Consider the following 25,780-nt stretch of genomic DNA (forward strand, 5'->3'; position numbering starts at 1 on the left):
ACTCAACAAAAAACGTGGCGCAGTTTACTGGGTTTCCCACAACAACCGTTAACCCCTGCGTCAGATAGGCAACGCCGGGCCATAACCGTCGATAAACTCCGCCGGCATGCGCTTGGGCTTGCCGGTGGACAGCTCGATACAGACAAAAGTGGTGTGCGCCCGCAGCAAGGTGGCGCCGTCACTGGGGCGGACCAACTGGAAGCGCCGGGTCATTTTCAGGCGCTGATCCCAGTCGACAATCCACGTCGCCAGTTGCAACTCATCACCCTCATAGCCCGCCGCCAGGTAGTCGATCTCATGGCGAACCACGGCCATGGCGCGATCCAGGCGCTGGTACTCGGTCAGGTCCAGCCCCAGGCGCTGGGAATGGCGCCAGGCGCAACGCTCCAGCCAGGAAACATACACCGCGTTGTTGGCGTGACCCAGGCCATCAATATCCTCAGGCGCTACCTGCAGATCGATGATAAACGGCGATGCCAAATCCCAGCCCATGCTTTGCTCCCGGTCGATTAATGTCGGCGGCAGCAGTGTAACCCAAGGCTCAGGCAGTTTGCCGCGCCGGCAGACGAGAACCGGCCAGCAACGCCAGTACGCCTTCGATGACCCGCGGATCGGCCAAGACCTTCTGGTGGCCACCTTGCTCCAGGCGCATCAGGCGGCTGTCAAACCACGCTTCATGGATCATTTGGGCGGCTTTGACCGGAACAAACGTGTCGTCTTCGGCGTGTACGATCAGGCCCGGCATGTTCATTTGATAATGGGCCACATCCAGATGCTTGAGCGGCATCCCCAGGGTAGACTCGACTTGCCGGATAAACGCCGAGCGCGCTCGAGCCGGCAAGCCAACCACGCCGGCAAACCCGCGCAACACATCGAGAAACCGCGACGGCGCAGCAATGCTCACCAGCGCCTCGGTGCGCAACCCCAATTGGACAGCCAGCATCGCGCTGGCCCCTCCCATGGAATGGCCGACAACAGCATGCAATGGCGGTAACTCGGCAGCAGCTTCCAACATGGCTCGGGCAAACAGCAGCACATGCGCCTCATGCCCGGGCGAGCGGCCATGCGCCGGGCCTTCCAGGGCAATCACGGAGTAACCGGCGTCCACCAGCGCGGTGATCAGGCTGGCAAACTGCGTCGGACGCCCCTCCCAGCCATGCATCAACAACACCGTCGGGCCCTGGCCCCAACGCAGGGCCGACAAACCGAAGCGCAAGGTCATACGCTCCGATTGCGCCAGCAGCGGCAACTCCCAATCACGGGGAGGATGGTTGCGGGGTGTCATAAACACCCGGAGCATCTTGTTGGCCACCGCCTGGGGGGCCAGGCGACCCAAGGTGCCATTGACGCCACGAACCCATTTAAGCGCGCTCATCATTCACTCCCAAGGCCCAAGGCCGTCCTCAGCGCACTGCCGACTTGGCCGCGCGCAACATGCGATCCGACAATTCTCCCGGCCCAAGGGCACGGGCCAACGCCAAACCACCGACCATCAATGCCATGTCCGCCAAGGCCTTGTCGGTGTCTTCAGGACTGGCGGCCAACTGGGCGGCCATCAGTTCGACGTGCTCGTTGAGCACCCGCCGAAAGTCGTCCGGCAAGCGGCCCATCTCCCCCACCGTGGCGGGAATCGGACAGGCTTGGGCGGTGGAGTCACGGTGCTTACGTGACAGGTAGAACGCCGCCACCAGGGCACGTCGCTCTTCACCTGTCAGCTCGGCGTCCATGTCGTCGATGGAGGCACGACGCTGGGCCAGCAATTGATTGAAGGCCTCCAGCATCAACGCATCCTTGCTTTCGAAATGGGCATAGAAGCCGCCAACGGTCAGCCCCGCCGCACCCATTACTTCGCCCACGCTGGGCTCGGCCGGGCCGCGCTGGACCAGCGCGGCACTGGCGGCCTGAAGAATGCGTTCACGGGTTTGCGCTTTTTTATCGTTCATCGCTGCCTCCGAATATTACGAATAAAATATTATTCTCATCATAATACTTAGCAAGTCATTGAGGTGACCATTGGTCAGAAGAATTATCAAGGAGAGAGGGAATTGGCAAACGCCAGACAAACAAAAGGGCCATTCAATAATTGAATGACCCTTAAAATCCCGCAGAGCGGGTAATCGTGGCGTCCCCTAGGGGACTCGAACCCCTGTTACCGCCGTGAAAGGGCGGTGTCCTAGGCCACTAGACGAAGGGGACACAAACCTTCTATACAACGTGATCAGGCTGAGTCTGATCGAATTCAAGGACGGTGTGGCCAGACCTTGAACCTGTAAATTGGTGGAGCTAAACGGGATCGAACCGTTGACCTCTTGCATGCCATGCAAGCGCTCTCCCAGCTGAGCTATAGCCCCGGATTTTTCGCCTCTCGGCGCAGCAGACCTTGCGAGCTGCTTGTTGAAACTGGCGTCCCCTAGGGGACTCGAACCCCTGTTACCGCCGTGAAAGGGCGGTGTCCTAGGCCACTAGACGAAGGGGACACAAACCTTCTATACAACGTGATCAGGCTGAGTCTGATCGAATTCAAGGACGGTGTGGCCAGACCTTGAACCTGTAAATTGGTGGAGCTAAACGGGATCGAACCGTTGACCTCTTGCATGCCATGCAAGCGCTCTCCCAGCTGAGCTATAGCCCCTCGTCGGTGAGGACGGGGCGAATCTTAATGGCGCTTTGGAAAGCTGTCAAATTTATTTTCAACAATTTCCAAAATTTTTTGCCGACATAACAATCACTTACCGATCAAACCCCGGAAAACCGGGGTTTAATCGTTACAACCGCTTACTCAGGCGATAGCGCCCAACAGCTTTTCCCATTCCTTGTTTTCTTTCTTCGACACACCACCAAGCAAATCAAGGGCTTGGCGCAGACGGAAACGGGTCAGGTCCGGGCCGAGGATTTCCATCGCATCGAGCACCGACACCGAACTGGCTTGCCCGGTGATCGCGGCAAACATCAGTGGCATGGCATCGCGCAGCTTCAGCTCGAGGGACTCGACCACCGCCTGGATAGTCGTGGTAATCGCATCCTTCTCCCACTGACGCAGGCTTTCCAGCTTCCACAGGATCAACTGCATCAACTGACGAACCTGATCACCCGAGAGTTTCTTGGACTCGAACAGCTTGGCATCCGGGCTCACGCCGCCGGCAAAGAAGAACCCGGCCAACGGTGCGATCTGGCTGAAGGTTTCCACCCTGCCCTGCACGTGTGGTGCGATCTTCATCATGTACTCGGGGTTCAACGCCCATTGCTGCACACGGCTGGCGAACTCTTCCACCGGCAAGTCGCGCAGCCACTGGCCGTTGAGCCAGGACAGTTTCTCGACGTCGAAGATCGGGCCGCCCAGGGAGACACGGGACAGGTCGAAATTATCGACCATTTCCTGCAGCGAGAACTTCTCGCGCTCGTCCGGCATCGACCAACCCATGCGGCCCAGGTAGTTGAGCATCGCTTCCGGCATGAAGCCCATGCGCTCGTAGAAAGTCACCGAGGTCGGGTTCTTGCGCTTGGACAGCTTGCTCTTGTCCGGGTTACGCAGCAGCGGCATGTAGCACAGTTGCGGTTGCTCCCAGCCGAAGTATTCGTAGAGCAGGATCAGTTTCGGCGCCGATGGCAGCCACTCTTCGCCACGCAGCACGTGGGTGATGCCCATCAGGTGGTCGTCGACCACGTTGGCCAGGAAGTACGTCGGCAGGCCGTCGGTCTTCATCAGCACTTGCATGTCCATGCGATCCCACGGGATCTCGACATCGCCACGCAGCATGTCCGGTACCACGCAGACGCCTTCACTCGGCACCTTCATGCGGATCACGTGCGGCTCGCCAGCGGCCAGGCGGCTGGCTACTTCTTCCTTGGACAGCAGCAGTGCACGGCCGTCGTAGCGCGGGGTTTCGCCCCGGGCCATTTGTTCGGCGCGCATCTGGTCCAGTTCCTCGCTGGTGCAGAAGCACGGGAAGGCATGACCCATGTCGACCAACTGCTGGGTGTATTTTTTGTAGATCTCGCTGCGCTCACTCTGCCGGTACGGGCCATGCGGGCCACCGACGTCCGGGCCTTCAGCCCAGGTGATACCCAGCCAGCGCAAGGCATCGAAAATCTGCTGCTCGGACTCGCGGGTCGAACGCAATTGATCGGTGTCTTCAATCCGCAGGATGAATTCACCGCCATGCTGCTTGGCAAAGCAGTAGTTGAACAAAGCGATGTAAGCAGTACCAACGTGGGGATCCCCAGTGGGCGATGGCGCGATGCGCGTGCGGACGGTGGTCATGGCAAGTCTCGAATGGGCAATAAAACTGAAATTGAAACAAGGGGCGAATGGTAACAGCCCCGAGCTCCATATTGTAGGAGCAGGGGGACGCCTAGTGCTTGCTCGCGAAGCACGCAAGGGCACTGTGCTTAACCAGAATGCCCGCGCAATCGTTGACGTTTTTCGCGAACAAGCTCATGCCTGCAAAGGGCAAGGAGCAATCGGATTAAACAGTCAGCAACCGCTCGCGCAACTTGCCAATCTCATCGCGCATCTGCGCCGCAGCCTCAAACTCAAGATCCCGCGCCAACTGGTACATTTTCTCTTCCAACTGACGAATCCGCTTGGTGATCTCACTCGGCGAACGCAGTTCGTTTTCGTACTTGGCATTCTCCTCGGCAGCCTTGGCCATGCCCTTGCGCTTCTTGCTGCGCGAGCCCGGCACGGTGGCGCCTTCCATGATGTCGGCGACGTCCTTGAACACGCCCTTGGGCGTGATGCCATTGGCCAGGTTGAACGCAATCTGCTTGTCACGGCGGCGCTCGGTCTCGCCAATCGCCCGCTCCATGGAGCCGGTAATGCGGTCGGCATACAGAATCGCCCGACCATTGAGGTTACGGGCGGCCCGGCCAATGGTCTGGATCAACGAGCGCTCGGAGCGCAGGAAGCCTTCCTTGTCGGCATCGAGAATCGCCACCAGCGACACTTCCGGCATGTCCAGGCCTTCGCGCAGCAGGTTGATCCCCACCAGCACGTCGAACGTCCCCAAGCGCAGGTCGCGGATGATCTCTACCCGCTCCACGGTATCGATATCCGAGTGCAAATAGCGCACCCGCACGCCGTGGTCGGCCAGGTAGTCAGTCAAGTCTTCGGACATGCGCTTGGTCAGCGTGGTCACCAGCACCCGCTCTTCCAGGGCTACGCGCTTGCCGATTTCCGAGAGCAGGTCGTCGACCTGGGTCAACGCCGGGCGGATTTCGATTTGCGGGTCGACCAGGCCGGTCGGGCGCACCAGTTGCTCGACCACACGCCCGGCGTGCTCCGCTTCGTAATTACCCGGCGTGGCCGATACGAAAATCGTCTGCGGGCTAATATTTTCGAACTCGTCGAAGCGCATCGGCCGGTTATCCAGCGCCGACGGCAGGCGGAAACCGTATTCCACCAGGGTTTCTTTACGCGACCGGTCGCCCTTATACATCGCGCCGACTTGCGGCACGCTGACGTGGGATTCGTCGATCACCAGCAAGGCGTCGGCCGGCAGGTAGTCAAACAAGGTCGGCGGCGCCTGCCCGGACTCGCGACCCGACAGGTAGCGCGAGTAGTTTTCAATGCCGTTGCAGTAACCCAGCTCGAGGATCATTTCCAGGTCGAAACGGGTGCGCTGCTCCAGCCGCTGGGCTTCCACCAGCTTGTTGTTGGAGCGCAAGTATTCCAGGCGCTCGGCCAATTCTTCCTTGATGCCGTCAATGGCGCCCAGCAGGGTTTCCCGCGGGGTCACGTAGTGGCTCTTGGGATAAAAGGTGAAGCGCGGCAACTTGCGGATCACTTCGCCGGTCAATGGGTCGAAGGCCGACAAGCTCTCCACTTCATCATCAAACAGCTCGATGCGGATCGCTTCCAGGTCGGATTCCGCCGGGTAGATGTCGATCACATCACCACGCACGCGGAAGGTCGCCCGGGCGAAATCCATGTCGTTGCGGGTGTATTGCAAGTCGGCCAGGCGCCGCAGCAAGGCGCGCTGGTCGAGTTTGTCGCCACGGTCGACGTGCAGCACCATCTTCAAATAGGTTTCCGGGCTGCCCAAACCATAGATGCACGACACCGTGGTGACGATGATTGCGTCCTTGCGCTCCAGCAACGCCTTGGTCGCTGACAGACGCATCTGCTCGATATGGTCGTTGATCGACGCATCTTTCTCGATAAACGTATCGGAGGACGGCACGTAGGCCTCCGGCTGGTAGTAGTCGTAGTAGGAAACGAAGTACTCCACCGCGTTGTTCGGGAAGAACGCCTTGAACTCGCCATACAGTTGCGCGGCCAGGGTCTTGTTTGGCGCCAGCACCAGGGTTGGGCGGTTGATCTGGGCGATGACGTTGGCAATGCTGAAGGTCTTGCCTGAGCCGGTCACCCCGAGCAGCGTCTGGTGGGCCAGCCCGGCCTCGATGCCTTCGACCATCAAGCGGATGGCTTCCGGTTGATCGCCGGCAGGCTCAAAGCGGGTGACTAACTGGAAATCCGACATAACGTACCTCTGAAGTCACCCCTGGCCGGTAAAAACCGGCGGGGACAAAAAAGACCGCGACCCGCGACTTCTCAGTGCAGGTTGCAGGAAAAAACCATGATAGCTGTAGAAGTGGTGGCGAATGTGACGGGTTTCAAGGCAAACGTCCTACATGCCGTGGGTCATCAATGTTGCAATAAGACTAACGGTCGAAAAATAAACCGAAAAACTTGGCCGAAAAGCCGTTTCCGCTGTCGCCGCGAGCGGTGATGGCCTCTATACTAGCTCCCCGTTTGTGCACCGCTCTAGTGCATTCGGCTGGAGCGCGACACGTCCCTCCTTTCCCCACTCAGAGCCGCCGCAAAAATGAGCCTGTTCTCCGCTGTCGAAATGGCACCACGCGATCCAATCCTGGGCCTCAACGAAGCATTCAACGCCGATACCCGGACCACCAAGGTGAACCTTGGCGTAGGCGTTTACTGCAACGAGGAGGGGAAAATTCCACTCTTGCGTGCCGTTGCCGAAGCGGAAGCCATTCGCGTGGCGCAACACGCCGCCCGTGGCTACTTGCCGATCGACGGTATCGTTGCCTACGACCAGGCTGTGCAAAAGCTGCTGTTTGGCAATGACTCGCCGCTGATCAGCTCCGGCCGCGTCATCACCGCCCAGGCCGTCGGCGGTACCGGCGCATTGAAAATCGGTGCCGACTTCCTCAAGCAACTGCTGCCTGACGCCGTCGTCGCCATCAGCGACCCAAGCTGGGAAAATCACCGCGCACTGTTCGAAACGGCCGGCTTCCCGGTGCAGAACTATCGCTACTACGACGCCGCCACCCACGACGTGAACCGTACCGGCTTGCTGGAAGACCTCAACGCCCTGCCGCCACAGTCCATCGTTGTGCTGCACGCCTGCTGCCACAACCCGACAGGCGTCGACCTGAGCCCGGCTGACTGGAAACAAGTGCTGGACGTGGTCAAGGCGAAAAACCTGGTGCCGTTCCTCGACATGGCCTACCAGGGCTTTGGCGACGGCATCGACGAAGACGCCGCTGCGGTGCGCCTGTTCGCCGAATCGGGCCTGACCTTCTTTGTGTCCAGCTCGTTCTCCAAGTCGTTCTCGCTGTACGGCGAGCGCGTCGGCGCACTGTCCATCGTCACCGACTCGAAAGAAGAAAGCGCGCGCATCCTGTCCCAGGTCAAACGCGTGATCCGCACCAACTACTCCAACCCGCCGACCCACGGCGCGGCGATTGTGGCAGCGGTATTGAACAACCCTGAGCTGCGCGCCCAGTGGGAAGCCGAACTGGCCGAAATGCGCCTGCGCATTCGCGGCATGCGCGAGCAGATGGTGGCCGAACTGGCCAAGGCTGCTCCGGGCCACGACTTCAGCTTCGTCGGCCGCCAGCGTGGGATGTTCTCCTACTCCGGCCTGACCGTTGAACAAGTCACCCGCCTGCGCAGCGAGTTTGGTATCTACGCACTGGACACTGGCCGCATCTGCGTGGCCGCGTTGAACCAGGCGAACATCGGTGCCGTGACCAAGGCCATCGTTCAGGTGCTGTAAGCCTGAGCGTGATGTGAAAAAGGGGAAGCCAAAATGGCTTCCCCTTTTTCATGCCCTGCTCAACATTCTGTAGCCGCTGCCGAGGCACGAGGCTGCTACGCGGATATAGAGCTTTGAGCCTATAGCCCCTAGACTGAACCACAACTGCCCCTTTGCTGTGAGAACCCCATGAGAAACGACGACCTGGACCTGCGTGCCGACCGCGACGAACTGGACCACTTCACCCCTCGCGCCCCTCAAGCCAAGCGCCAGAAAAGCCTAGTGCTGCAAGTCGCCCTCGGCGTCTTCCTCGGCGGCTTGGCGTTGTGGCTGGTGCAACTCGGCGCCGGCGCCCTGATCGCCAAGCTGGCCATGGGCACCCTGCAGTTCGGCGGCTGATCAATCAATTTAAACTGACACTATTCAAACAGTTACCCGTTGAGCAGACACAATGAACCGCCGTAAAAAAATCAAGCAGCTCTTAAAGGCTCACGCCAAAAAGGCCAGTGCCAAATTGGCACCGGCCAGCAAGGATAAATACATCAGCAAAGCTGACCGACTGAAGCTGGAAGCTGAACCCACTCAGGACCAGCCCTTTCAAGGTCTTTGAAAAAATAGGCCCATCAAGAGCGAGCACTGACCCTGTAGCCGCTGCCGAGGCACGAGGCTGCGATGCGGGCCGCAGGACCGCCGCCGAGGGCCGCTACGTCGGAATGCCGCCCAGCCCCATCACAGCCTCGTGCCTCGGCAGCGGCTAAAGGTTCGGTACTAGCCGTAAGGCTGTTCTTCAAAGGCCTTGAAAGCGCTGCCACTCAGGACGAAAGCACTTCCTCCGAGAGCTGATCCACCCTCCGCGCCTCGATACGAGCCGTGATCCACTCACGGCTGTAGGCAAGCACGCCGCTCAGCCAAGTCGAGTGTGTCGTCCCTCAGCGGGTCCAACTCACCGACAAACATCAGCGCAGACGGTAAACCGGCAAAGTCGCTATGTTGCTTCGCTTGGGTAAGAAATCAGGCATTTTGAAAGACCGTAGCACCTTGCTCCATTGCCTACGCTTGCGTCAGAATCCGCCGGCTTGTGCGCTTGGGTGGGGGTCTCTAAGGTTGTTCGGTCGCTGAAAACTCAGTGATCGGGTTTAGTAGCCCTGGCTTGAATACTTAAGTGCATGAACTTCATCTTCCAGACGTCCTGTCTGTGCTTGATGGTGGCTGTGCGTAGGGCGCTTTCGGGCGCGCCGGCTTTAGGTATTCACCGGTCTACTAACCTGCGCACAGCTGCCACCCTTTCGTTTAGTAGCGATGAGGTGGTGGCCCGACTCAGGAATACTTATATGTTTAAAGTCACACCCAACCCTCCAAACACCCCGGATCCAAAACTCCACCAGGCTGCCCAGCGCGCCATTGATCACTACCTCAATACCGGCACTGATACCGAGACAGTCCCAAAGACAACCGCCCTTTTTAGCGTCACCTCCGGCGCCAGCAACGAAACCCTGATCGCCAACACCTACGAAACCACCTCCTCCATCAGCGCCCTGCTGCTCGACCTATCCGACGAACTGACCGGCAAAGACCGCGACGTCGCGCTGGCCATTCACCAACTGAGCGAATTGAGCGTATTGCTGATCGGCAAACTGATGGACCGCGAAACACCATGCAGCTAAAGCCCAACGCGGTCCTGCGGGACTAACCCTTCAACTCACTCAACCGATGACTCGCCGCGTCGTCGTAAGCCACATACAACGACTCGGCGATTTGGCTTTTGATGGCCTTGGCGCTTTCCAGGCCCAACACAAAACCCTCGGCCTTGCCGCCAGCGCGGTTCAGGTCTTCTTTCGTGTCAGCACCGGTGATGGCGTCGAGGAGCTTGATGGCGTGAGGGCCTACACCTTTGGGGAGGCTGATTTGGTCGATGCTCATGTGCGATACCTTGGGAAATTGAAGTCGGTAGCGCGTGAAACCACTGCCGGGGTGGCATGGTAGACCAGCGTGGAGATTAAAGGGCTGGTTTCGGCCCAGAGTGCGTTTTTACACACTCGGGGCCAGAAGCGGACGCTAGCTAGAGGGCATCTCGGCCTAAGTAGTCTTTATCTGCCGGGTTTTCAATCGCTTCGCGTCCTAGTCGCCATGCAGTTGGGTGGTGCCTTCAGCGAAAGCGACCTTAATCAATCCCGCTCAACTACCGGCGCATGCCCGGCCATCAACACCGTCACCCAGTCGATAAATACCCGCAGTTTGGCGCTAACATGTCGGTTTGGCGGAAAGGCCAAATACATGGGCATCTTCTCCATACTCCAGTCCTCGAACAACGGCAGCAACTCGCCTGTAGTCAGATGCGGCTTGGCCATGTAGTGCGGAAGCCAGAGTAGACCCAGGCCGGCAAGGCCGGCGGCGAGGTATGCGTTGCCATCATCGACTATCAGCAGTGGACGGCCCTGAGCCTCGATACGTTCCTCGCCCCGTTGCATCGCGTAGGGCAGAGCTTTGCCTGTGCGTGACCAGAGAAAACCCACTGTACGATGACTACCCTCTTCCAGCTCTCGCGGGTGCACTGGGGTACCAGAACGCTGCAGATAGCTCGGCGCGGCGTAGACCCCGAGCTGTAAATCTCCCACATGTCGCGCCATCAGGGACTGATCGGTGATCTCGCCACCACGCACCACGCAGTCGACGTTCTCGCCAATGATGTCAACGATGCGGTCGCTAACACCCATGGTCAGCTGGATTTCTGGGTAGCGTGCATAAAACGCCGGCAAGGCCGGTATCAGCAGCATGCGCGCAAGTGGGCTGGGCACGTCCACTCGCAGTCGCCCCCGCGGATCCATCGAGGCGCTGGAAAGACTGGTCTCGGCATCGTCCACATCGGCCAGCAGGCGGATAACTCGCTCGTAGTAGGCCGCACCATCGGCGGTGACGTTGACCTTGCGAGTGGTGCGGTTGAGCAGTCGCACACGCAATCGTGCCTCCAGTTGCTGGACGAGTTGCGTCACGCTGGTCTTACTCATGTGCAGGGTCGCTGCCGCCTTGGTGAAGCTGCCGGTTTCCACGACTCGGGCAAAGGCCTGCATTGCATCGAAACGGTCCATTTCACTGTTCACTCAGATTCTGATTGTTTGGATTCTACAAACAGTCATGACCAGAGTTGCCTGTTTATCGATACCGGCCGTCTTTTTATAGTGATTCCATCGTAAACAACGGGGCCCGATGGAGGCATGTAATGACAAGCAAACGTGATGTGGTATTCCCACCTAACCGCCATGCACTGTACGAGCTTCATCGCTACTCGCCAGCGATCCGCTCTAACGGCTTTCTGTTCGTATCCGGTCAAGTCGGCAGTCGCAAGGATGGTTCGCCCGAGCAGGACCTAGGCGAGCAGGTACGCCTTACCTTCGCCAACCTCAATGCGATCCTGGCCGAGGCAGGCTGCAACTTCGATGATGTGGTCGACACGACCATTTTTATGATCGACCCCGACTCGAAATTCGAGACCATTTGGGGAGTAGCGGCCGAGTACTGGGGCGAAGCACCTTACCCAACAGTGACCGCTATCGGCGTGACCTGGCTATCTGGCTTCGACTTTGAAATCAAGGTGATCGCCAAGCTGCCAGCAAAATAGGGGTCAGACCAGAATGGCACTTACTTAACCTTCTTCGGGTGCCCATTCTTGCGTACCTCGGCCCTTGCCGCCCCTCGTGCCTGCATCAGATTGGGGTAGGGTTTGGGCCTTCGTTTTACAGCGCGAGTTGAAAGTCGGTAGGGAGATTGATCAAGGACTCCTCAGGCTCTGAGTCCGATTCTTTCCCGACTCTGACTCAACCGCTATGCAACAACCTCAACGTAACTGGACTCCCCTCCTCCAGTCGCACCCGACAACCACCCCCATACAAAAGCCAGCGTAGTCCGCCCCGCCTGATCAACACCCACCGTGCCACGAGACCAGCCGGCAAGAATCTCACCCTCCGTCGTCAAGCACTGATAAAGAAGCTCAATGGTATCGGGACCTGTCACGCGCCCGACTTGATTACCGATGCGGATCCGGCCGCCTTGGTAAGTGCTCGAGATGGCATTTCCGTCGACATGGTAATGAAACACGGTGCCTGCGCCGGATAGCCCCCGGGCGTTACCTGCGACGATGAATCGGCGATTGTTCAAACGCTCGCTGATTTGAGAAAAGCTGACTTCCATAAATGTCGTGTCCTGTAGTCGAGAGATTCCATTCCAGCCTTCGATTACCTTAAAGCCATTTCTCAGGAAAATCGAAGGCAGGGCACAACTTTTCGTTAGCCAGAACGCCCCACTCCGTACCCATCCCCGCCCAACCTGGCCCAGATCCTGCCTATATCAACCCCGCCCAGTCGGTGCTGACTACGCGGACGACACTTTTGAACCCTGCCGCCTCAGTCACTCCCCCGATAATCGAATGCTTACTGACAAAAACGCCGAGGCCCACCATGACGAGCGCATCCACCGAACAGGTAAGCCCTCAAACCCTGCGAAAGGTGATCATCGCCGCCGGCATCGGCAATTTCGTGGAGTGGTTCGACTTCGCCGTCTACGGGTTCCTCGCCACCACCATCGCCCAACAATTCTTCCCCAGCGGCGATGCCAGTGCGGCGCTGCTCAAAACCTTCGCCGTCTTCGCCGTCGCCTTTGCGTTCCGCCCCTTGGGTGGGATTTTCTTCGGCATGCTGGGCGACAGGATCGGCCGCAAGCGCACCCTGGCGATGACGATTTTGCTGATGGCCGGTGCAACCACTTTGATCGGTGTCCTGCCCTCTTATGCCGCCATCGGTGTCGCTGCGCCGATTCTCTTGTCGCTGATCCGCTGCGCCCAGGGCTTTTCCGCCGGGGGTGAATACGCCGGGGCCTGTGCCTACCTGATGGAGCACGCGCCAAGTGACAAACGCGCGTGGTACGGCAGCTTCCTTCCGGTGTCGACGTTTTCCGCCTTCGCCGCCGCAGCCGTGGTGGCTTATGCACTTGAGGCGTCGCTATCCGCCGAGGCGATGGGCAGTTGGGGCTGGCGCCTGCCGTTTCTGATTGCTGCGCCGCTGGGTCTGGTGGGGCTTTATCTGCGCTGGAAGCTGGATGAGACGCCGGCCTTTCAGGCAGTGAAGCAGGAACATGCCGTCGCTCATTCGCCACTCAAGGAGACCTTGCGCAACCATGGTGCGGCGATCTGCTGTCTGGGCGCTTTTGTGTCACTGACGGCGCTGTCGTTTTATATGTTCACTACTTATTTTGCGACGTACCTGCAAGTCGCGGGTGGGCTGAGTCGTGCGATGGCGTTGCTGGTGTCGCTGATTGCATTGATTTTCGCAGCGGCGATTTGCCCGCTGGCGGGGCTGTATTCGGATAGGTTCGGGCGTCGGGTCACGGTGATGACGGCGTGTGTGTTGTTGATGGTGGTGGTGTATCCGTCGTTCCTGATGGCGAGTTCCGGTTCATTCGCGGCGTCTATCGTCGGGGTGATGTTGTTGGCGGTTGGCGCGGTGTTGTGTGGGGTGGTCACGGCGGCCTTGCTGTCGGAGACCTTTCCGACCCGTACGCGGTACACCGCGTCGGCGATCACTTACAACATGGCCTACACGATCTTCGGCGGCACCGCTCCGCTGGTGGCGACGTGGTTGATCAGCACCACCGGCAGCAACTTGTCGCCAGCGTTTTATTTGATCGCGGTGGCGTTGCTGGCGTTGGCGGGTGGGTTGGCGTTGCCGGAGACGTCGAGGATTTCTCTGCATGAGGTGGGGGCGGAGGAAAAAGGCGCAGCATCGTTGCTCTCGCGTTAAAGTCGGGGGGTGTTCAAATAACGCCGAGAGCCTGAGCCATGCGGATTACCTGCTTTCATACCGCCCAGAGCAACATTGCGGTGTTTGACGCTGCCGCAAAAACGCTGGGGATCGGCCCGGATGTATTGCACCACGAAGTCCGGGCCGACCTGCTGGCAGCGGCCGAACACGCCGGCAAGCTGACCGCTGATATAGCCCATGAAACGAGCCTGGCGCTTGCTTCACTTGCTCAGCACTGCGACGCCGTTTTGCTCACGTGTTCGACGCTCGGCCCGGCGATTGAACCTATCAGCACACACGCCCAAGTACCGATTTTGAGAGCGGATGAAGCCCTGGCATTGGCGGCCGTTCACGTCGACGGGAAGGTTGTGGTGTTGTGCGCAGTCGAAACCACCCTCGCCCCAACCTCCCGTCTGTTTTCCCAAGCTGCGCAGCACACCAAGGCATCGGTCGAGGTGCAGTGGGTTCCTGGAGCATGGGCGATGTTCAAGGCTGGCGACATCGACGGCTACCTGGCGACCATCGCACAGGCTGCTGACCGTGCCTATGTGAATGGCGCCTCCATCGTGGCGCTGGGGCAAGCGTCTATGAGTAGTGCGGCTTCGCTCGTGACGACTGGCCCTGCCCCATTGACCAGCGTATCGACGGGCCTGCGGGCTGCGCTGGACGCGGTATTGAATCGTGCCAAACGCGGGTATGATCCGAGATAACCCCCGATTGGACCCACGTTCATGCCCGCGTCCCAAACACGCCCCTCACCCGCGCCTTTCCTCAATCCAGGCGAGACCGTGGTGCTCTTCGACGGTGTGTGCAAGCTGTGCAATGGCTGGGCACGCTTCCTGATTCGCCATGATCGCCAACGGCGTGTGCGGTTGGCGGCGGTACAGTCGCCGGAGGGCCAGGCGCTGCTGGCCTGGGCAGGGTTGCCGTTGGATCAGTTCGATACCATGGCGGTGATTCGCGACCAGCATTATTGGGTACGTTCGGATGCGGTTTTCGAAATCATTGCCCAACTGCCTGCCGGCTGGCGCCCACTGCTACTGTTGCGCAGCATCCCGCGGGTATTTCGGGATTGGGTCTACGATCGCATTGCTTTAAACCGCTATCGACTCTTCGGAAAATATGACACCTGCCTGTTGCCTGACCCCGATCATGAACAACGTTTTTTGAAGGGGCCGCTATGAATGCCTTGGCGCACATCAACTGGATCGCCCGAGGAGGGTTGGCTACCATGGCCTGGTGTCCAAGTTGCTATGACTAAATTCCGGCAAGCGGACAATGAACATTCAACATGTGCTCGAAAAAAAACCATGGCGACGAAGGTAAACGCTATTAACTAAAATCGACTGTTTTAGTGCGCGTGTTTTGACCTGCCCTTGCGTGCCGGCTTAAACCTACGATTTTGGTTGCCGCAGCAGGTTCTGCGGCGGACTTTTTAATCTGTACCTAGGGTGCGTTAGTTAACTACCTTGCAGGGTTTAGTTGACGAAATGTAAGCCGCGCAGGTTTGAGGCACTTGGGTGCGCAGTGTCGCCCTTGCATTGTCCTTGGCGGCTGTACAGGCGGCATGATCGGTGCCCGGAGCGGTTCCCGTCGCGCTGGCCCCTCGATTTTCAGGTGGGCATGGCAGTGGGGCGTTCGATGCAACTGTCGCGGTCCCGATACTCTCACCGCGCGCCGCCGCTTCAACTTTTGGTGTGTCGGGTGCCGTTTCGGCTGCGTAAGTACTTGTGGAGATTATTCCGGCCAACACCAACGCAGCTGCCATGATATTGATTGACTTCAGCATGTTCGATCCCTCGATTTTATTTAAGCAATGGGTACTGTTTGATTTCCATATGAATTGCTGTTTTGCCTAATAGATACTAGAACGCATAAAGCCACTCTGCGGTATTTTTTATTTGCCCATCTTTTCAGTTGGTTATTTGGCAAGTCTGTTGTTTGACATAAAAATGACGTTTTTTCCTTGAGCCAAAACAGGCAGGGCATGGAGGAGGTTCAGGGCCCCTCCTGAGGCCGAATGTCCAATTGGGTAGCCAGTTGCCCGTGAAATTCAGGACATTATCCAGGTTCGCCTTGGCCGGTAACGCAGAGTTTGCTCAGACACATTCAGTTGCGCCATCTTCGCGGCTAGGCAAAACTCGCACGCTTTCATGATGAAAATATGTCATCCGCTTTCCAGCCCGCCGGGGTGAAGCTTTTCCATGATCACGACAAAATCTACAACCACCGGAGCCCGCAATGCCCTCAACCAAACGCGACAGCGCACGTATCGAACGTCGTCTGGTTGCGACCCTGACCGAAGCCTGTGAAACCGCCAAAGCTGAAATCCCCGGATTTGACTGGCTGACTCACGAAGTCGACTACGCAGCCTTCCCTCAAAGCCTGCGAGTGATTTGGGTCTTTGATACCCGGTCAAACAAGGAGCACGCCCTGGCAAAGGGAGAAGACCGGCGAATGCGTGAACTGACAGGCACAGCGCTGAGGGATGCCGGTGTGGACCTGCCGTTACTGGACCGCTGCGTACGGTTCGATTCCGAGGAGGAATGCCGTATTCAGCAGGGCGGAGATTGGCGTCTGCGCCTGGCCAAGCTGCATGCGGTAAAGGGGTAAGGTTTTGGCGAAAGATATCGAGAACCCATGTGTCTCAATCTGTCAGCTCAGTGGTGACCTGTGCGTCAGCTGTGGGCGGAGCAAGGAAGATATTCGCAAGTGGAAGCGGATGAAGCGCCCCGAGAAGATGGCTGCCGTGCAGAGAGCCTCTTTGCGGTTGAAGGCGTTGAAAAAAGGTAAGTGACGATGGCTCGTCACGGATTGCATAGGTATCTACCCATCTTTTGAATCCTGCGAAATCCTGTAGCCGCTGCCGAGGCACGAGGCTGCGATGCAGGCCGCAGGACCGCCTTGGGGCCGCTTCGGTCGAGCGCGACCCCGGTCCCATCGCAGCCTCATGCCTCGGCAGCGGCTACATTTTCAGGGGGTCAAGAAATGTATAAGTGCACTTTGTTACGCCCCGAACTGATATGATTATTTTCAGATATGTTGCATATAGAATTTTATTGTGTCATTTATTGCTCCGCCGATCACAGGACTGATCCACCGCGCCGCCCTGGATGGCGGGCACCCGCTTTCCCAAATGTCCTCAAGGAGTCAACAATTTGAACAAGACAGAACTTCTAGGCGCTCTGGTGCTGTGCGCTTTCAGCTTCCTGGCACATGCCGACGAAGACAGCCTGCGTATCGGTATCGAAGCCGCCTACCCGCCCTTCTCCTTCAAGACACCCGAGGGCAACGTCAGCGGGTTCGATTACGACATCGGCAACGCCCTGTGCGAAGAAATGAAGGTCAAATGCGAGTGGGTCATCCAGGAGTTCGACGGCATGATCCCGTCGCTCAAAGTGCGCAAGATCGATGCCGTGCTGTCATCCATGTCCATCACCGAAGACCGGATGAAGTCCGTGGACTTCAGCAAAAAGTACTACCACACCCCGGGCAAGTTCGCGATGAAGGCCGGCAACGTGATCAATGACCCGTTGGTGGACCTCAAGGGTAAGAAAGTCGGCGTGCAACGCTCCTCGACTTACGATCGTTTTGCCACCGAGCAGCTGGAAAATGCCGGCGTTGTCGTGGTGCGCTACGCCTCACAAAATGAAGCCTTCCTCGATCTTGTCTCGGGTCGTCTGGACGCCACCCTCGCCGACATCATCAACACCGATGAGAGCTTCATCAAAACACCGGCTGGCCAGGGCTTCGCACTGACAGGGCCCGACATCAACGACCCGAAGTATTTTGGCCGGGGCGCCGGGATCGCCGTGCGCAAAGGCGACAGTGCCAACGTTGCGCGCCTGAATGCCGCGATTGAGGCCATTCGCGCCAATGGCAAGTACCAGCAAGTGATGGCCAAGTACTTCGCGTTCGATATCTACGGCGAGTAAGCCTTACCTTTAGCCCCGGCGCCGGCCCATTGCGGGCGTCTCTTGGGGCTTGTCTTGCGCGCCTCGCGGCGCTCGCTTGAGGAACTTCATCATGCTCCACGGCTACGGATCGAGCATTCTCGATGGCGCCTGGCTGACCATAAACCTGGCCTTGACGTCCATGTCCCTGGCGATTGCCCTAGGGCTGATCGGCGCGGCACTCCGGTTGTCACCACTCAAATGGCTGGCCCTGCTCGGGGAAAGTTACACCACCCTGATTCGCGGCATTCCAGACCTGGTGCTGATCCTGCTGATTTTCTACGGTGGCCAGGATCTGGTGAACCGCATTGCCCTGGCCCTCGGTTACACCCACTACATCGATATCAACCCCTTTATCGCCGGCGTCTGCACCATGGGCTTCATTTTTGGCGCCTACCTCTCGGAAACCTTTCGCGGTGCCTTCATGGCGATTCCCAAAGGTCAGGCCGAGGCCGGCGTGGCCTATGGCATGAGCGGTGTGCAGGTGTTCTGGCGAATTCTGGTGCCGCAGATGATTCGTTTCGCCATTCCCGGGTTCACCAACAATTGGTTAGTACTGACCAAGTCCACCGCGCTGATCTCGGTGATCGGCTTGCAAGACATGATGTTCAAAGCCAAGAACGCAGCGGATGCCACACACGAGCCCTTTACGTTTTTCCTCGCGGTAGCGGCGCTGTATCTGATGCTCACCAGCCTGTCCTTGCTGGTGCTGCGCTATCTGGAAAAACACTACTCGGTCGGCATCAAAGCCGCCGAGTTGTGAGGGGAGCCACCCATGATTCTCGACTACAACCTGATCTGGGAAAACCTGCCGCTGTACTTCAATGGCGCCCTGTTGACCCTCAAAGTCCTGCTGATTTCCCTGGCCCTGGGTTTGGTATTGGCGATCCCACTGGCGCTGATGCGGGTGTCGCGATCGCCGCTGATCAACTTCCCGGCCTGGCTCTATACCTACGTGATTCGCGGCACGCCGATGCTGGTGCAATTGTTCCTGATCTATTACGGCCTGGCGCAGTTCGAAGCCGTGCGCCAAAGCGTGCTGTGGCCTTACCTCTCCAGTGCCACCTTTTGCGCCTGCCTGGCCTTCGCGATCAACACCAGTGCCTATAGCGCAGAGCTGTTGGCCGGCAGTTTGAAGTCCACCCCCCATGGTGAGATCGAAGCCGCCAAGGCCATGGGTATGTCACGCCTGACCCTGTATCGCCGCATTCTCCTGCCGTCGGCCTTGCGCCGGGCGTTGCCGCAGTACAGCAACGAAGTGCTGATGATGCTGCAAACCACCAGCCTGGCCTCCATCGTCACGCTCGTCGACATCACCGGGGCCGCGCGCACTGTCAGCTCACGGTTCTACCTACCATTCGAGGCGTTTATCACCGCCGCGCTCATCTACCTCATCCTGACCTTCATGCTCGTGCGCCTGTTCAAGTTGGCCGAGCGCCGTTGGCTGGCGTATCTGGCACCACGCAAGTACTAAGGAGCTGCTATGGAGCATATTCAACACCGCTTGCCGTGGAGTGCATCGGGCACCGAACGAACGCTGACACTGTTTCGTTTTGGCAGTGGCGCACGCAAAGCGTACATCCAGGCGTCCTTGCATGCCGACGAGTTGCCGGGGATGCGCGTGGCCGTCGAGCTCAAGCGTCGTCTTCTGGAACTGGAAACACAAGGCCGCCTGACCGGGGTGATCGAGTTGGTGCCCCTGGCCAATCCGATCGGTATCGCCCAGATGTTCCAGGCCACCCATCAGGGGCGCTTTGAGTTCTCCAGCGGCAAGAACTTCAATCGTGACTTCCCGGAGTTGGTCGATACCGTTGCACCGCTGCTGGAAGGCCAATTGGGAGACGATGCCGACGTCAACGTGGCATTGATCCGCCGCGCCATGGGCGATGCCCTCGCCGCCATGCCGGCACCGACCTCAGAACTCGACGGCCTGCGCCGCTTGTTGCTGCAGCATGCCTGCGACGCCGATGTGGTACTGGACCTGCACTGCGATTTCGAGTCGGTCATGTTGTTGTATGCAATGCCGCAGCACTGGCCACGCTTGCAGTCACTGGCCGCACGCCTCGGCGCCGAGGTCACTTTACTGGCCGAAGCAGCAGGCGGCAGTGCTTTCGACGAAGCCTGCGCCATTGCATGGATACGCCTGGCCGAGCTGTTTCCGAAAGCCAATATTCCCCTGGCGTGCGCAGCCACCACCATCGAACTGCGTGGCATGGCAGACACCGAGCGCGAGCAGTGCATCGACAGTGCACAAGCCATTCTCGGGTATCTCGCCGAACAAGGCCTGATCAGCGGTGACTGGCCAGCGGCGCCTCCAAGCCGTTGCCAGGCTATGCCATTCGCCGGCGCGCAGTACGCCTGTGCGCCCCACCCGGGTGTGGTGAGTTTTCTGCAACCGCTGGGCGCGCAGGTCAAGGTCGGCGATCCGCTATTCGAGGTCATCGACCCGCTGAGCGACCGCCATAGCGTGGTGCGCGCCAGCACCGACGGCATTCTCTATGCCCGCGAACGGCTGCGCTTTGCCCAGCCTGGACTGTGGCTGGCCAAAGTGGCAGGCGTCACCCCTATTCGCCAGGGTCGCTTGCTCAGCGACTGATTCCGGAGAGTTCAAACCATGTACAAACTTGAAGTTCAGGATTTGCATAAAAGTTACGGCGCGCACCAGGTGCTCAAGGGCGTGTCCCTGCAAGCACGGGCCGGCGACGTGATCAGCATCATCGGTTCCAGTGGCTCTGGCAAAAGTACGTTCCTGCGCTGTATCAACCTGCTGGAGCAACCCAATGCGGGCCATATCGTGCTCAATGGCGAGCCGCTCAAGCTGGTGGCCAACAAGCTTGGTGGACTGAAGGCGGCCGAACCCACGCAGTTGCAACGTATGCGTTCGCAGCTATCGATGGTGTTTCAACACTTCAACCTCTGGTCACACATGAGCGCGCTGGAAAACGTCATGGAAGCCCCGGTGCATGTGCTGGGCCTGGGCAAGAAAGAGGCACGGGAAAAGGCCGAGCACTACCTTGATAAAGTCGGCGTGGCGCACCGCATGAGTGCCTGGCCGGCGCATATGTCCGGTGGCGAGCAGCAGCGCGTGGCCATTACCCGCGCACTGGCGATGGAACCGCAAGTGATGCTGTTTGATGAGCCCACCTCGGCGCTCGACCCCGAACTGGTCGGCGAAGTGCTTAAAGTCATGCAGGATCTGGCGCAGGAAGGCCGCACCATGGTGGTGGTGACTCACGAAATGGGCTTTGCCCGCGAGGTGTCGAACCAACTGGTGTTCCTGCACAAGGGCGTTGTTGAAGAGCGCGGCGACCCGCGTGAGGTGCTGGTCAACCCGCAGTCCGAACGCCTCCAGCAGTTTTTGTCCGGAAGCTTGAAGTAAGGCCGCCGTCCACTGCTCGGCGCTGCCCTGATCAGGTTGGCTTCGGATACACTCCAGCCAACCTTGTCAGGGTATCAGGCACGACCCTTTTCTCACCTTCTGGAAATGTTGAGCTGGATATGCCAACCCCATCGAAAGACACCACGGTCTATGCCGCGCCGGTGATGCGCAAACTGACGGAAATCGTTTCCGAACTGCCGCCGTCACTGCGCAAGGTGGCGGACTTTATCCTGCGTCACCCGCTCAAAGCCGCAACGCTGACCATCGAAGAGATGGCGCACGAAACATTGACCTCCCCCGCCGCCGTCAACCGTCTGGCCAAAGCGCTGAACCTCGGCGGTTACAGCGGCATGAAGGTCGAGTTGCTCGCCACGTTGCAGCAGATGGTGTCGCCGGTCGACAAACTGCGCAACGAACTTGCCCATCGCCCGGGCGGCGCGTTTGGCCTGCACGAGCAACTTCAGAGCGCCAGCAGCAACCTGGCCACGGCGGCGACCAACAACCACGCCGATACCTTTGAAGCGTTCGTCACTCGCCTGACCACGGCCCGCAAAATCTACATTCTGGGATTCGGCAACAGTGTTTACTTGGCCGGCCTCGCCGCCTCGACCCTGATGCCCTTCTGCGCCGAAGCCACCGCCATCAGCATGGAGGGAGGCAACGAAAACGCCGCGTACCGACTGGCCGCGATCACTGATCAGGACGTGTTACTGGCGATCTCCCTTCCGCGCTACTCCCTCGACACCCTGCAACTGGCTCGCTTCGCCAATGAACGTGGCGCATCGGTACTGGCAATTACCGACTCCCCCGCCTCGCCGCTCACCGGCATTGCCGAACACACACTGTTTGCGCCTTGCGATCACCCGGTGCTAACCAGCTCCAACATCGCCGTGCTCGCCTTGATCGAAGGCTTGGTCGCCGGCGTGATGGCGCGCAATAAAGAGGCGGTTAAGCTGGCCACCGAACTGACTGAAAGCGTGATGTCGTACCTGCACATTCCTGCCAGTGGTAGGCCGTCGAAAAAGTAATTCCCTTAGGTTTTTTATCTGATGAGCCTGTGCGGTTTCGATGTGTTTAGAGCGTTTTCATACAGCCCATCAGCCAACCGGCTCGAACCGCCGCCGCTTCAGGAACAACCCCACCCCCAGCGCAACGGCAAAGATCGACAGCAACCCCAAATCAAACCCCAATAAGCGGATCTGGCTTGCCGCAACGCAGCCGACCGCGCCCCCCACCACCAGCAACAGCCCTAGCCATTTGCGAAGCAGATACGACTTAAGAAATCGATCGAACAGAAAAAACAGCACCAGGGCAATGACCAGTTGGGTAATTTCGGACATGTGCTTCTCCAGTCAGGTCTTGATGATCAGTGTCGAACCGCTGCATTGCGGGCCGATACCGCCGTTGACCTGCGCCTCGATGCTGACCAGTACGTCGCCGGCATGATAGGTGGGCAGGATGTCATTGGCATACATGCGTACACCGGCCCCTACAGGAACACCCACGTAGGGGGAGGCCACAGCAGAGGTGGCGGAAGCGAAGGCCGTGGCGGCAAGGTTAGCGATTTTGGTGCGCTGGGCATTGAGGGCATCGCTCTGTTGCCGGGTCAGCGGATTGGAGATGCCGATCATCATCACGCACGGCAGGCTCTAGGCCTGCATCTTGTCGTACACCTCGACGACCTTGCTGTTGACCTCATAATGGGCCCTTTTCGCCTCGCCAAAATGCAGCTCGCGCAGGCGTCCGCGCTCGCTGTCAGTGAGGGTGATCTGCGATACGTTGAAAACGATCCCGTGATTGCCCATGTAGTGGAAAGTCCCTTCGAACTTCATTGCGCGCATCCTTTCGAGCCAAAGACGGCGATTCTCTACAAGGAGCGCATTGGGTTCAAATCATTTCACCTTGCTAATAAGCTGGGGCGCCCGTCGTAAGGCTCTGACGAACATAATAATTGTCGAACTCACTACTTTCGACGAATTGGAAACCATGGCGGGTATAAAAACGATTCGAGGCGCTTTCTTTGAGAGCACCGACCTTAATAGGGAGTGCAGCCACATCCGCCGCTTTGCAAATCTGAGCGAGCACGGCAGAGCCTATCCCTGATCCTTGCGCACTCGGCCTCACGTATAAGTGGTCGAGCACGAGCTCATTGGAGTGATGCTTGACCACTACAAAGCCGACCCTATCTCCAGATACCTCAATGTAGCGTGTGTTGTGGGCTTCAAACCCGCTAAGAAACCGCTCGCGCGCCCGTACTGGATCAAATCGCCCGACGCGTTCCAAACTTTCACGCATAGCCTCAATCCGAATGGCAACAAGATCGTCCACATCGCTTTGTTGAGCGGGGACTAACATGACTGGCGAGTGTTGATTGAGTGTGATGGGCATATTTTACGCTCTATGTACTATCCAGGGATGGCCAGTATTGGAAAATCGGGATCAGCACAGTCCGCTTTTTACCCATTCATACCCAATACAGCCATGGTGCGTATTCGAAGCATTACAATGGCGACTTTTCTGACGACAAGGATGTAGACAGTGATGATAAAACGGCGATTTTCTCTAGCCTTGAGCCTTCTATGGCGGACCTACGTGGTGTATTTCATCTACTCCGTAGTATTCAGCCTGGTGTTCGGACTGGCGTTCGGCAGACTAGTGATCGCCAGCAGAGACTTCTTGATGTTCGCGCCGGCAATAGCACTCGCCGTGTTCGCGCTGCTGCTTGCAATCCTGGAGGTAGGATTGCGCATCAATTTGCTGCGGGCCGTGTTCGGCGGTCGGTTGAAGCGCTCGCCGGCGCAATGGCGAACCCACGCTCTTCAACTATCACTGGCGCTGATCTCCCTGGCCACCTTGAACGCCCTGCTTGCTTTTTTTGCGCCGCTTAATATTTGGCTGTACTACAAAGTCTACGGTGGCCCACTGCTGTTTGCCGTTGGTGTCTTCGCTACCGGTTGGATACAGGTGACCCCGAGCGCCGCAGAAACGATCACTGCGCCGGTAGAAAATTCGTCAGCAATAAGCTCTACGCGTAATTGAGTCCAATGTGCTGTTGACGCTCATCGAGCATCAGGGTCAACAGGTCGAGCCGTGCGACGATCTACCAAACTCGACGGCGAAATTGAGGTTGCTGCGCTCATCCGATATCTCGTTGCACAATCGGGGTAAGGCCAAATTTAAAATAATGGTGGTATGACCCCTATTTCCCTGCTTCCCATTGGTCTAAAAAATTGCGGCAGTGAAATGGGATAATTACACCTGCTTTCTAAGAGCGCATACCCATCCAGATTACGGCCTCAGTCCATGCAGTCACTATCGGTGCCAGGCCCCTGAACCAGGGGTCGCGCACATCTATCTGCGCTACTGAGCAGTCATGATGGTACTGCTCCTCCTCCACAATCGAAGTAATGGCCGCCACCGCGTGGAGATCGATATCGCCCAGCACATCAAGTTGATGGGCCAGGTGCTTGAGCACCACACTTTCAACTGCGACGGTAGTAGCGATAATCGCTTTACGGCCACAGAGGCCAGTAACCAGACCCAATGCAAGGCCGCCGATGCCACACAACCAATAACTATGGCAGCGGGGATAACTGCGACGTTGCAGCTCCTCCTGAAAAACCGTCCGATGGCGGCGTTCGTGGGAGAGAAACTCCTTGAGTTCATCCACCATGCCCGGGACGAAAATCCGGGCCATAAACAACTGTCCGCTGTAGATACAGATCGCACCATGCTCGCCCGCATGGTCAACCTTCATCATGCGGTTGCCGAGGTCTTTGCCCTCAGCCGTGTAGTCCGGTGAATTCACATTGAGACTTCTTGTTCGAGGGGCGTGGTCATCGACCTGTCCTTGCGCTTGAGTCGGCATCGTGCTGTAACGCCAGGCAGATAAGCAAGTGAGTTCACAGAGCAGCCCCTCAGAATCGTCGATTTGGCCGATCTTTAAGCAGCGGACAGGCCGCTACGGGTCGATAGTGGTCAGTTGCGAGCGACTGCGCTTGGGAGGCCCTGTCTTCAGCCGAGGAGCCGACAGAGGGTGAACAGCGCGCTGGTTTGAGTGGGTCACCCTTCTCGGAGCATCTTCGATCAAGTAGAACAAACCTGACGTGGGGCATCACCGGGCGTTCCGTCAAAGCGGGCGCGCGCAGCATGGATGTCGCCATAGCGGCGATCCGCCCAATCGATGAGGCCCGCCATCGGTTCCAGCAGTGATTGGCCCAGCGGGGCCAACCGATATTCAACGCCCGGTGGCTTGGTCGGAAAGACATGGCGGGTGATCAGTCCGTCGCGCTCCAAATCGCGCAAGGTCTGGGTGAGCATGCGCTTGGAAATGTCATGGACTGCGCGGTGAAGCTCGCTGAAGCGGTGTGGTCGCATCGCGAGAGCCATGATCATGAGCATGCTCCATTTGTCGCCGATACGGTCGAGCACGTCTCGAACCGGGCAGTGCACGGATTGGGACTCGCCCAACGGATATCGGCTAAATCTTTCGATAGCACTCAATGCGTTGCTCATGCGGAATTCCTCGAGATCTGCTGGTTACAAAAAACTGCCTCCTTACGGCGCAAGGCGGCGGTCTCTATAGTAGACCTATCCCAATTAATAAGTGCCACTCGAGGCGCTCCCATGTCCCTATCTGTTCTCACTTGTTTTCTT

Annotated in this window: 31 protein-coding genes, 4 tRNA genes and 1 pseudogene; 17 read left to right on the forward strand and 19 right to left on the reverse strand. The window is 58.3% G+C overall.

Going from position 1 to position 25,780, the window contains the following annotated elements:
- Nucleotides 1-60: 60 nt before the first annotated feature.
- From J7E41_RS14235 to uvrB, 9 genes are all read right to left on the reverse strand, one after another.
- Nucleotides 61-492, reverse strand: coding sequence for an acyl-CoA thioesterase (locus tag J7E41_RS14235; protein ID WP_214993762.1), 432 nt, complete (start codon nt 490-492; stop codon nt 61-63).
- 49 nt (nt 493-541) lie between these two features.
- Nucleotides 542-1,375 carry an alpha/beta fold hydrolase gene (locus tag J7E41_RS14240; protein WP_214993763.1) on the reverse strand — a complete coding sequence of 278 codons (834 nt, stop codon included), beginning with the start codon at nt 1,373-1,375 and terminating at the stop codon, nt 542-544.
- A gap of 28 nt (nt 1,376-1,403) precedes the next feature.
- The gene (locus J7E41_RS14245) at nt 1,404-1,943 is read right to left on the reverse strand and encodes a TetR/AcrR family transcriptional regulator (RefSeq protein ID WP_155585920.1); all 540 of its coding nucleotides are present in this window, start codon (nt 1,941-1,943) and stop codon (nt 1,404-1,406) included.
- A 177-nt stretch (nt 1,944-2,120) separates the two neighbouring features.
- Nucleotides 2,121-2,196, reverse strand: a tRNA-Glu gene (locus J7E41_RS14250).
- 79 nt (nt 2,197-2,275) lie between these two features.
- A tRNA-Ala gene (locus tag J7E41_RS14255) sits at nt 2,276-2,351 on the reverse strand.
- A 50-nt stretch (nt 2,352-2,401) separates the two neighbouring features.
- Nucleotides 2,402-2,477 (reverse strand) — tRNA-Glu (locus J7E41_RS14260).
- 79 nt (nt 2,478-2,556) lie between these two features.
- Nucleotides 2,557-2,632: transfer RNA gene (locus J7E41_RS14265), tRNA-Ala, on the reverse strand.
- Nucleotides 2,633-2,779: 147 nt separating this feature from the next.
- Nucleotides 2,780-4,261 (reverse strand): glutamate--tRNA ligase, encoded by a 1,482-nt coding sequence (gene gltX / locus J7E41_RS14270; protein WP_214993764.1) that lies wholly within the window; start codon nt 4,259-4,261, stop codon nt 2,780-2,782.
- Between the two features lie 205 nt (nt 4,262-4,466).
- Nucleotides 4,467-6,482 (reverse strand): excinuclease ABC subunit UvrB, encoded by a 2,016-nt coding sequence (gene uvrB / locus J7E41_RS14275; RefSeq protein ID WP_214993766.1) that lies wholly within the window; start codon nt 6,480-6,482, stop codon nt 4,467-4,469.
- A gap of 345 nt (nt 6,483-6,827) precedes the next feature.
- Here uvrB and J7E41_RS14280 point away from each other — a divergent pair, with 345 nt between their 5' ends.
- From J7E41_RS14280 to J7E41_RS14290, 3 genes are all read left to right on the forward strand, one after another.
- Complete coding sequence (locus J7E41_RS14280) at nt 6,828-8,024, forward strand: amino acid aminotransferase (protein WP_214993768.1); 1,197 nt, start codon at nt 6,828-6,830, stop codon at nt 8,022-8,024.
- A 168-nt stretch (nt 8,025-8,192) separates the two neighbouring features.
- Nucleotides 8,193-8,402: a hypothetical protein gene (locus tag J7E41_RS14285; protein ID WP_155585926.1), complete on the forward strand. Its 210-nt coding sequence runs from the start codon at nt 8,193-8,195 to the stop codon at nt 8,400-8,402.
- Between the two features lie 52 nt (nt 8,403-8,454).
- Nucleotides 8,455-8,613, forward strand: coding sequence for a DUF2986 domain-containing protein (locus J7E41_RS14290; protein ID WP_214993770.1), 159 nt, complete (start codon nt 8,455-8,457; stop codon nt 8,611-8,613).
- 284 nt (nt 8,614-8,897) lie between these two features.
- Here J7E41_RS14290 and J7E41_RS28530 read toward each other — a convergent pair.
- A pseudogene (locus tag J7E41_RS28530) lies at nt 8,898-8,993 on the reverse strand (alpha/beta hydrolase); the annotation flags it as partial.
- 341 nt (nt 8,994-9,334) lie between these two features.
- Between J7E41_RS28530 and J7E41_RS14300 the strand changes: the two are divergent.
- Entirely contained in the window at nt 9,335-9,667 is a 333-nt protein-coding gene (locus tag J7E41_RS14300; protein WP_214993772.1) for a DUF6124 family protein, read from the forward strand.
- Nucleotides 9,668-9,689: 22 nt separating this feature from the next.
- Here J7E41_RS14300 and J7E41_RS14305 read toward each other — a convergent pair whose 3' ends face one another.
- Together J7E41_RS14305 and J7E41_RS14310 are read right to left on the reverse strand one after the other, a co-directional pair.
- Nucleotides 9,690-9,923, reverse strand: a complete 234-nt coding sequence (locus tag J7E41_RS14305) for a hypothetical protein (RefSeq protein ID WP_214993774.1) — start codon at nt 9,921-9,923, stop codon at nt 9,690-9,692.
- A gap of 245 nt (nt 9,924-10,168) precedes the next feature.
- On the reverse strand, nt 10,169-11,089 hold the full coding sequence (locus tag J7E41_RS14310; protein ID WP_214993776.1) for a LysR family transcriptional regulator: 921 nt from the start codon (nt 11,087-11,089) through the stop codon (nt 10,169-10,171).
- A gap of 131 nt (nt 11,090-11,220) precedes the next feature.
- On the opposite strand from J7E41_RS14310, the gene J7E41_RS14315 reads away from it, so the two are divergent.
- Complete coding sequence (locus tag J7E41_RS14315) at nt 11,221-11,619, forward strand: RidA family protein (RefSeq protein ID WP_214993778.1); 399 nt, start codon at nt 11,221-11,223, stop codon at nt 11,617-11,619.
- Nucleotides 11,620-11,822: 203 nt separating this feature from the next.
- Here J7E41_RS14315 and J7E41_RS14320 read toward each other — a convergent pair whose 3' ends face one another.
- On the reverse strand, nt 11,823-12,188 hold the full coding sequence (locus J7E41_RS14320; RefSeq protein ID WP_214993780.1) for a hypothetical protein: 366 nt from the start codon (nt 12,186-12,188) through the stop codon (nt 11,823-11,825).
- Between the two features lie 266 nt (nt 12,189-12,454).
- Between J7E41_RS14320 and J7E41_RS14325 the strand changes: the two genes are divergently transcribed.
- The 11 genes from J7E41_RS14325 (at nt 12,455) to J7E41_RS14375 (ending at nt 22,152) form a co-directional block, all read left to right on the forward strand.
- Nucleotides 12,455-13,792, forward strand: coding sequence for an MFS transporter (locus tag J7E41_RS14325; RefSeq protein ID WP_214993782.1), 1,338 nt, complete (start codon nt 12,455-12,457; stop codon nt 13,790-13,792).
- Between the two features lie 38 nt (nt 13,793-13,830).
- Nucleotides 13,831-14,502, forward strand: coding sequence for an aspartate/glutamate racemase family protein (locus J7E41_RS14330; protein WP_214993783.1), 672 nt, complete (start codon nt 13,831-13,833; stop codon nt 14,500-14,502).
- A 21-nt stretch (nt 14,503-14,523) separates the two neighbouring features.
- Complete coding sequence (locus J7E41_RS14335) at nt 14,524-14,976, forward strand: thiol-disulfide oxidoreductase DCC family protein (protein ID WP_214993784.1); 453 nt, start codon at nt 14,524-14,526, stop codon at nt 14,974-14,976.
- Nucleotides 14,977-16,033: 1,057 nt separating this feature from the next.
- Nucleotides 16,034-16,405, forward strand: coding sequence for a hypothetical protein (locus J7E41_RS14340; protein ID WP_214993785.1), 372 nt, complete (start codon nt 16,034-16,036; stop codon nt 16,403-16,405).
- A gap of 4 nt (nt 16,406-16,409) precedes the next feature.
- Complete coding sequence (locus J7E41_RS14345; protein WP_178123532.1) at nt 16,410-16,589, forward strand: DUF1289 domain-containing protein; 180 nt, start codon at nt 16,410-16,412, stop codon at nt 16,587-16,589.
- A gap of 361 nt (nt 16,590-16,950) precedes the next feature.
- On the forward strand, nt 16,951-17,727 hold the full coding sequence (locus tag J7E41_RS14350) for an ABC transporter substrate-binding protein (protein ID WP_214993786.1): 777 nt from the start codon (nt 16,951-16,953) through the stop codon (nt 17,725-17,727).
- A 91-nt stretch (nt 17,728-17,818) separates the two neighbouring features.
- The gene (locus J7E41_RS14355; protein WP_169355483.1) at nt 17,819-18,508 is read left to right on the forward strand and encodes an ABC transporter permease; all 690 of its coding nucleotides are present in this window, start codon (nt 17,819-17,821) and stop codon (nt 18,506-18,508) included.
- Nucleotides 18,509-18,520: 12 nt separating this feature from the next.
- On the forward strand, nt 18,521-19,219 hold the full coding sequence (locus tag J7E41_RS14360) for an ABC transporter permease (RefSeq protein WP_214993787.1): 699 nt from the start codon (nt 18,521-18,523) through the stop codon (nt 19,217-19,219).
- Between the two features lie 9 nt (nt 19,220-19,228).
- On the forward strand, nt 19,229-20,341 hold the full coding sequence (locus J7E41_RS14365; RefSeq protein WP_214993789.1) for a succinylglutamate desuccinylase/aspartoacylase family protein: 1,113 nt from the start codon (nt 19,229-19,231) through the stop codon (nt 20,339-20,341).
- Between the two features lie 18 nt (nt 20,342-20,359).
- Nucleotides 20,360-21,124, forward strand: a complete 765-nt coding sequence (locus J7E41_RS14370) for an ABC transporter ATP-binding protein (protein WP_214993791.1) — start codon at nt 20,360-20,362, stop codon at nt 21,122-21,124.
- A gap of 119 nt (nt 21,125-21,243) precedes the next feature.
- Complete coding sequence (locus tag J7E41_RS14375) at nt 21,244-22,152, forward strand: MurR/RpiR family transcriptional regulator (RefSeq protein WP_179447365.1); 909 nt, start codon at nt 21,244-21,246, stop codon at nt 22,150-22,152.
- A gap of 69 nt (nt 22,153-22,221) precedes the next feature.
- Here the strand turns inward: J7E41_RS14375 and J7E41_RS14380 are convergent, their stop codons facing one another.
- From J7E41_RS14380 to J7E41_RS14390, 4 genes are all read right to left on the reverse strand, one after another.
- Nucleotides 22,222-22,464, reverse strand: coding sequence for a hypothetical protein (locus J7E41_RS14380; RefSeq protein WP_214993793.1), 243 nt, complete (start codon nt 22,462-22,464; stop codon nt 22,222-22,224).
- Nucleotides 22,465-22,476: 12 nt separating this feature from the next.
- Nucleotides 22,477-22,761, reverse strand: a complete 285-nt coding sequence (locus J7E41_RS28105; RefSeq protein ID WP_251029500.1) for a hypothetical protein — start codon at nt 22,759-22,761, stop codon at nt 22,477-22,479.
- A gap of 12 nt (nt 22,762-22,773) precedes the next feature.
- On the reverse strand, nt 22,774-22,956 hold the full coding sequence (locus J7E41_RS28110; protein WP_251029501.1) for a hypothetical protein: 183 nt from the start codon (nt 22,954-22,956) through the stop codon (nt 22,774-22,776).
- Between the two features lie 73 nt (nt 22,957-23,029).
- A complete protein-coding gene (locus J7E41_RS14390; protein ID WP_214993795.1) occupies nt 23,030-23,512 on the reverse strand; it encodes a GNAT family N-acetyltransferase in 483 nt (160 codons plus the stop codon).
- Nucleotides 23,513-23,719: 207 nt separating this feature from the next.
- Between J7E41_RS14390 and J7E41_RS14395 the strand changes: the two genes are divergently transcribed.
- Nucleotides 23,720-24,163: a septation protein IspZ gene (locus J7E41_RS14395; protein WP_214993797.1), complete on the forward strand. Its 444-nt coding sequence runs from the start codon at nt 23,720-23,722 to the stop codon at nt 24,161-24,163.
- A 226-nt stretch (nt 24,164-24,389) separates the two neighbouring features.
- On the opposite strand, the gene J7E41_RS14400 is transcribed toward J7E41_RS14395, so the two are convergent.
- Nucleotides 24,390-24,932 (reverse strand): 3-demethoxyubiquinol 3-hydroxylase, encoded by a 543-nt coding sequence (locus tag J7E41_RS14400; RefSeq protein ID WP_353049406.1) that lies wholly within the window; start codon nt 24,930-24,932, stop codon nt 24,390-24,392.
- A gap of 278 nt (nt 24,933-25,210) precedes the next feature.
- On the reverse strand, nt 25,211-25,639 hold the full coding sequence (locus tag J7E41_RS14405; protein WP_214993799.1) for a winged helix-turn-helix transcriptional regulator: 429 nt from the start codon (nt 25,637-25,639) through the stop codon (nt 25,211-25,213).
- Nucleotides 25,640-25,780: the final 141 nt, after the last annotated feature.

The organism is Pseudomonas fluorescens, from assembly GCF_018614655.1.
Lineage (GTDB): Bacteria > Pseudomonadota > Gammaproteobacteria > Pseudomonadales > Pseudomonadaceae > Aquipseudomonas > Aquipseudomonas fluorescens_BX.

What these genes read in the sequence shown, in the direction of transcription:
- J7E41_RS14375 (WP_179447365.1), top strand. Translation starts at nt 21,244, where the DNA reads ATGCCAACCCCATCGAAAGACACCACGGTCTATGCCGCGCCGGTGATG.
- J7E41_RS14290 (WP_214993770.1), top strand. Translation starts at nt 8,455, where the DNA reads ATGAACCGCCGTAAAAAAATCAAGCAGCTCTTAAAGGCTCACGCCAAA.
- J7E41_RS14340 (WP_214993785.1), top strand. Translation starts at nt 16,034, where the DNA reads ATGCCCTCAACCAAACGCGACAGCGCACGTATCGAACGTCGTCTGGTT.
- J7E41_RS14360 (WP_214993787.1), top strand. Translation starts at nt 18,521, where the DNA reads ATGATTCTCGACTACAACCTGATCTGGGAAAACCTGCCGCTGTACTTC.
- J7E41_RS14285 (WP_155585926.1), top strand. Translation starts at nt 8,193, where the DNA reads ATGAGAAACGACGACCTGGACCTGCGTGCCGACCGCGACGAACTGGAC.
- J7E41_RS14280 (WP_214993768.1), top strand. Translation starts at nt 6,828, where the DNA reads ATGAGCCTGTTCTCCGCTGTCGAAATGGCACCACGCGATCCAATCCTG.
- J7E41_RS14365 (WP_214993789.1), top strand. Translation starts at nt 19,229, where the DNA reads ATGGAGCATATTCAACACCGCTTGCCGTGGAGTGCATCGGGCACCGAA.
- J7E41_RS14325 (WP_214993782.1), top strand. Translation starts at nt 12,455, where the DNA reads ATGACGAGCGCATCCACCGAACAGGTAAGCCCTCAAACCCTGCGAAAG.
- J7E41_RS14355 (WP_169355483.1), top strand. Translation starts at nt 17,819, where the DNA reads ATGCTCCACGGCTACGGATCGAGCATTCTCGATGGCGCCTGGCTGACC.
- uvrB (WP_214993766.1), bottom strand. Translation starts at nt 6,482, where the DNA reads ATGTCGGATTTCCAGTTAGTCACCCGCTTTGAGCCTGCCGGCGATCAA.
- J7E41_RS14240 (WP_214993763.1), bottom strand. Translation starts at nt 1,375, where the DNA reads ATGAGCGCGCTTAAATGGGTTCGTGGCGTCAATGGCACCTTGGGTCGC.
- J7E41_RS14390 (WP_214993795.1), bottom strand. Translation starts at nt 23,512, where the DNA reads ATGCCCATCACACTCAATCAACACTCGCCAGTCATGTTAGTCCCCGCT.
- J7E41_RS14245 (WP_155585920.1), bottom strand. Translation starts at nt 1,943, where the DNA reads ATGAACGATAAAAAAGCGCAAACCCGTGAACGCATTCTTCAGGCCGCC.
- J7E41_RS14405 (WP_214993799.1), bottom strand. Translation starts at nt 25,639, where the DNA reads ATGAGCAACGCATTGAGTGCTATCGAAAGATTTAGCCGATATCCGTTG.
- J7E41_RS14380 (WP_214993793.1), bottom strand. Translation starts at nt 22,464, where the DNA reads ATGTCCGAAATTACCCAACTGGTCATTGCCCTGGTGCTGTTTTTTCTG.
- J7E41_RS14300 (WP_214993772.1), top strand. Translation starts at nt 9,335, where the DNA reads ATGTTTAAAGTCACACCCAACCCTCCAAACACCCCGGATCCAAAACTC.
- J7E41_RS14370 (WP_214993791.1), top strand. Translation starts at nt 20,360, where the DNA reads ATGTACAAACTTGAAGTTCAGGATTTGCATAAAAGTTACGGCGCGCAC.
- J7E41_RS14315 (WP_214993778.1), top strand. Translation starts at nt 11,221, where the DNA reads ATGACAAGCAAACGTGATGTGGTATTCCCACCTAACCGCCATGCACTG.
- J7E41_RS14320 (WP_214993780.1), bottom strand. Translation starts at nt 12,188, where the DNA reads ATGGAAGTCAGCTTTTCTCAAATCAGCGAGCGTTTGAACAATCGCCGA.
- J7E41_RS14310 (WP_214993776.1), bottom strand. Translation starts at nt 11,089, where the DNA reads ATGGACCGTTTCGATGCAATGCAGGCCTTTGCCCGAGTCGTGGAAACC.
- J7E41_RS14335 (WP_214993784.1), top strand. Translation starts at nt 14,524, where the DNA reads ATGCCCGCGTCCCAAACACGCCCCTCACCCGCGCCTTTCCTCAATCCA.
- J7E41_RS14235 (WP_214993762.1), bottom strand. Translation starts at nt 492, where the DNA reads ATGGGCTGGGATTTGGCATCGCCGTTTATCATCGATCTGCAGGTAGCG.
- gltX (WP_214993764.1), bottom strand. Translation starts at nt 4,261, where the DNA reads ATGACCACCGTCCGCACGCGCATCGCGCCATCGCCCACTGGGGATCCC.
- J7E41_RS14305 (WP_214993774.1), bottom strand. Translation starts at nt 9,923, where the DNA reads ATGAGCATCGACCAAATCAGCCTCCCCAAAGGTGTAGGCCCTCACGCC.
- J7E41_RS14330 (WP_214993783.1), top strand. Translation starts at nt 13,831, where the DNA reads ATGCGGATTACCTGCTTTCATACCGCCCAGAGCAACATTGCGGTGTTT.
- J7E41_RS28110 (WP_251029501.1), bottom strand. Translation starts at nt 22,956, where the DNA reads ATGAAGTTCGAAGGGACTTTCCACTACATGGGCAATCACGGGATCGTT.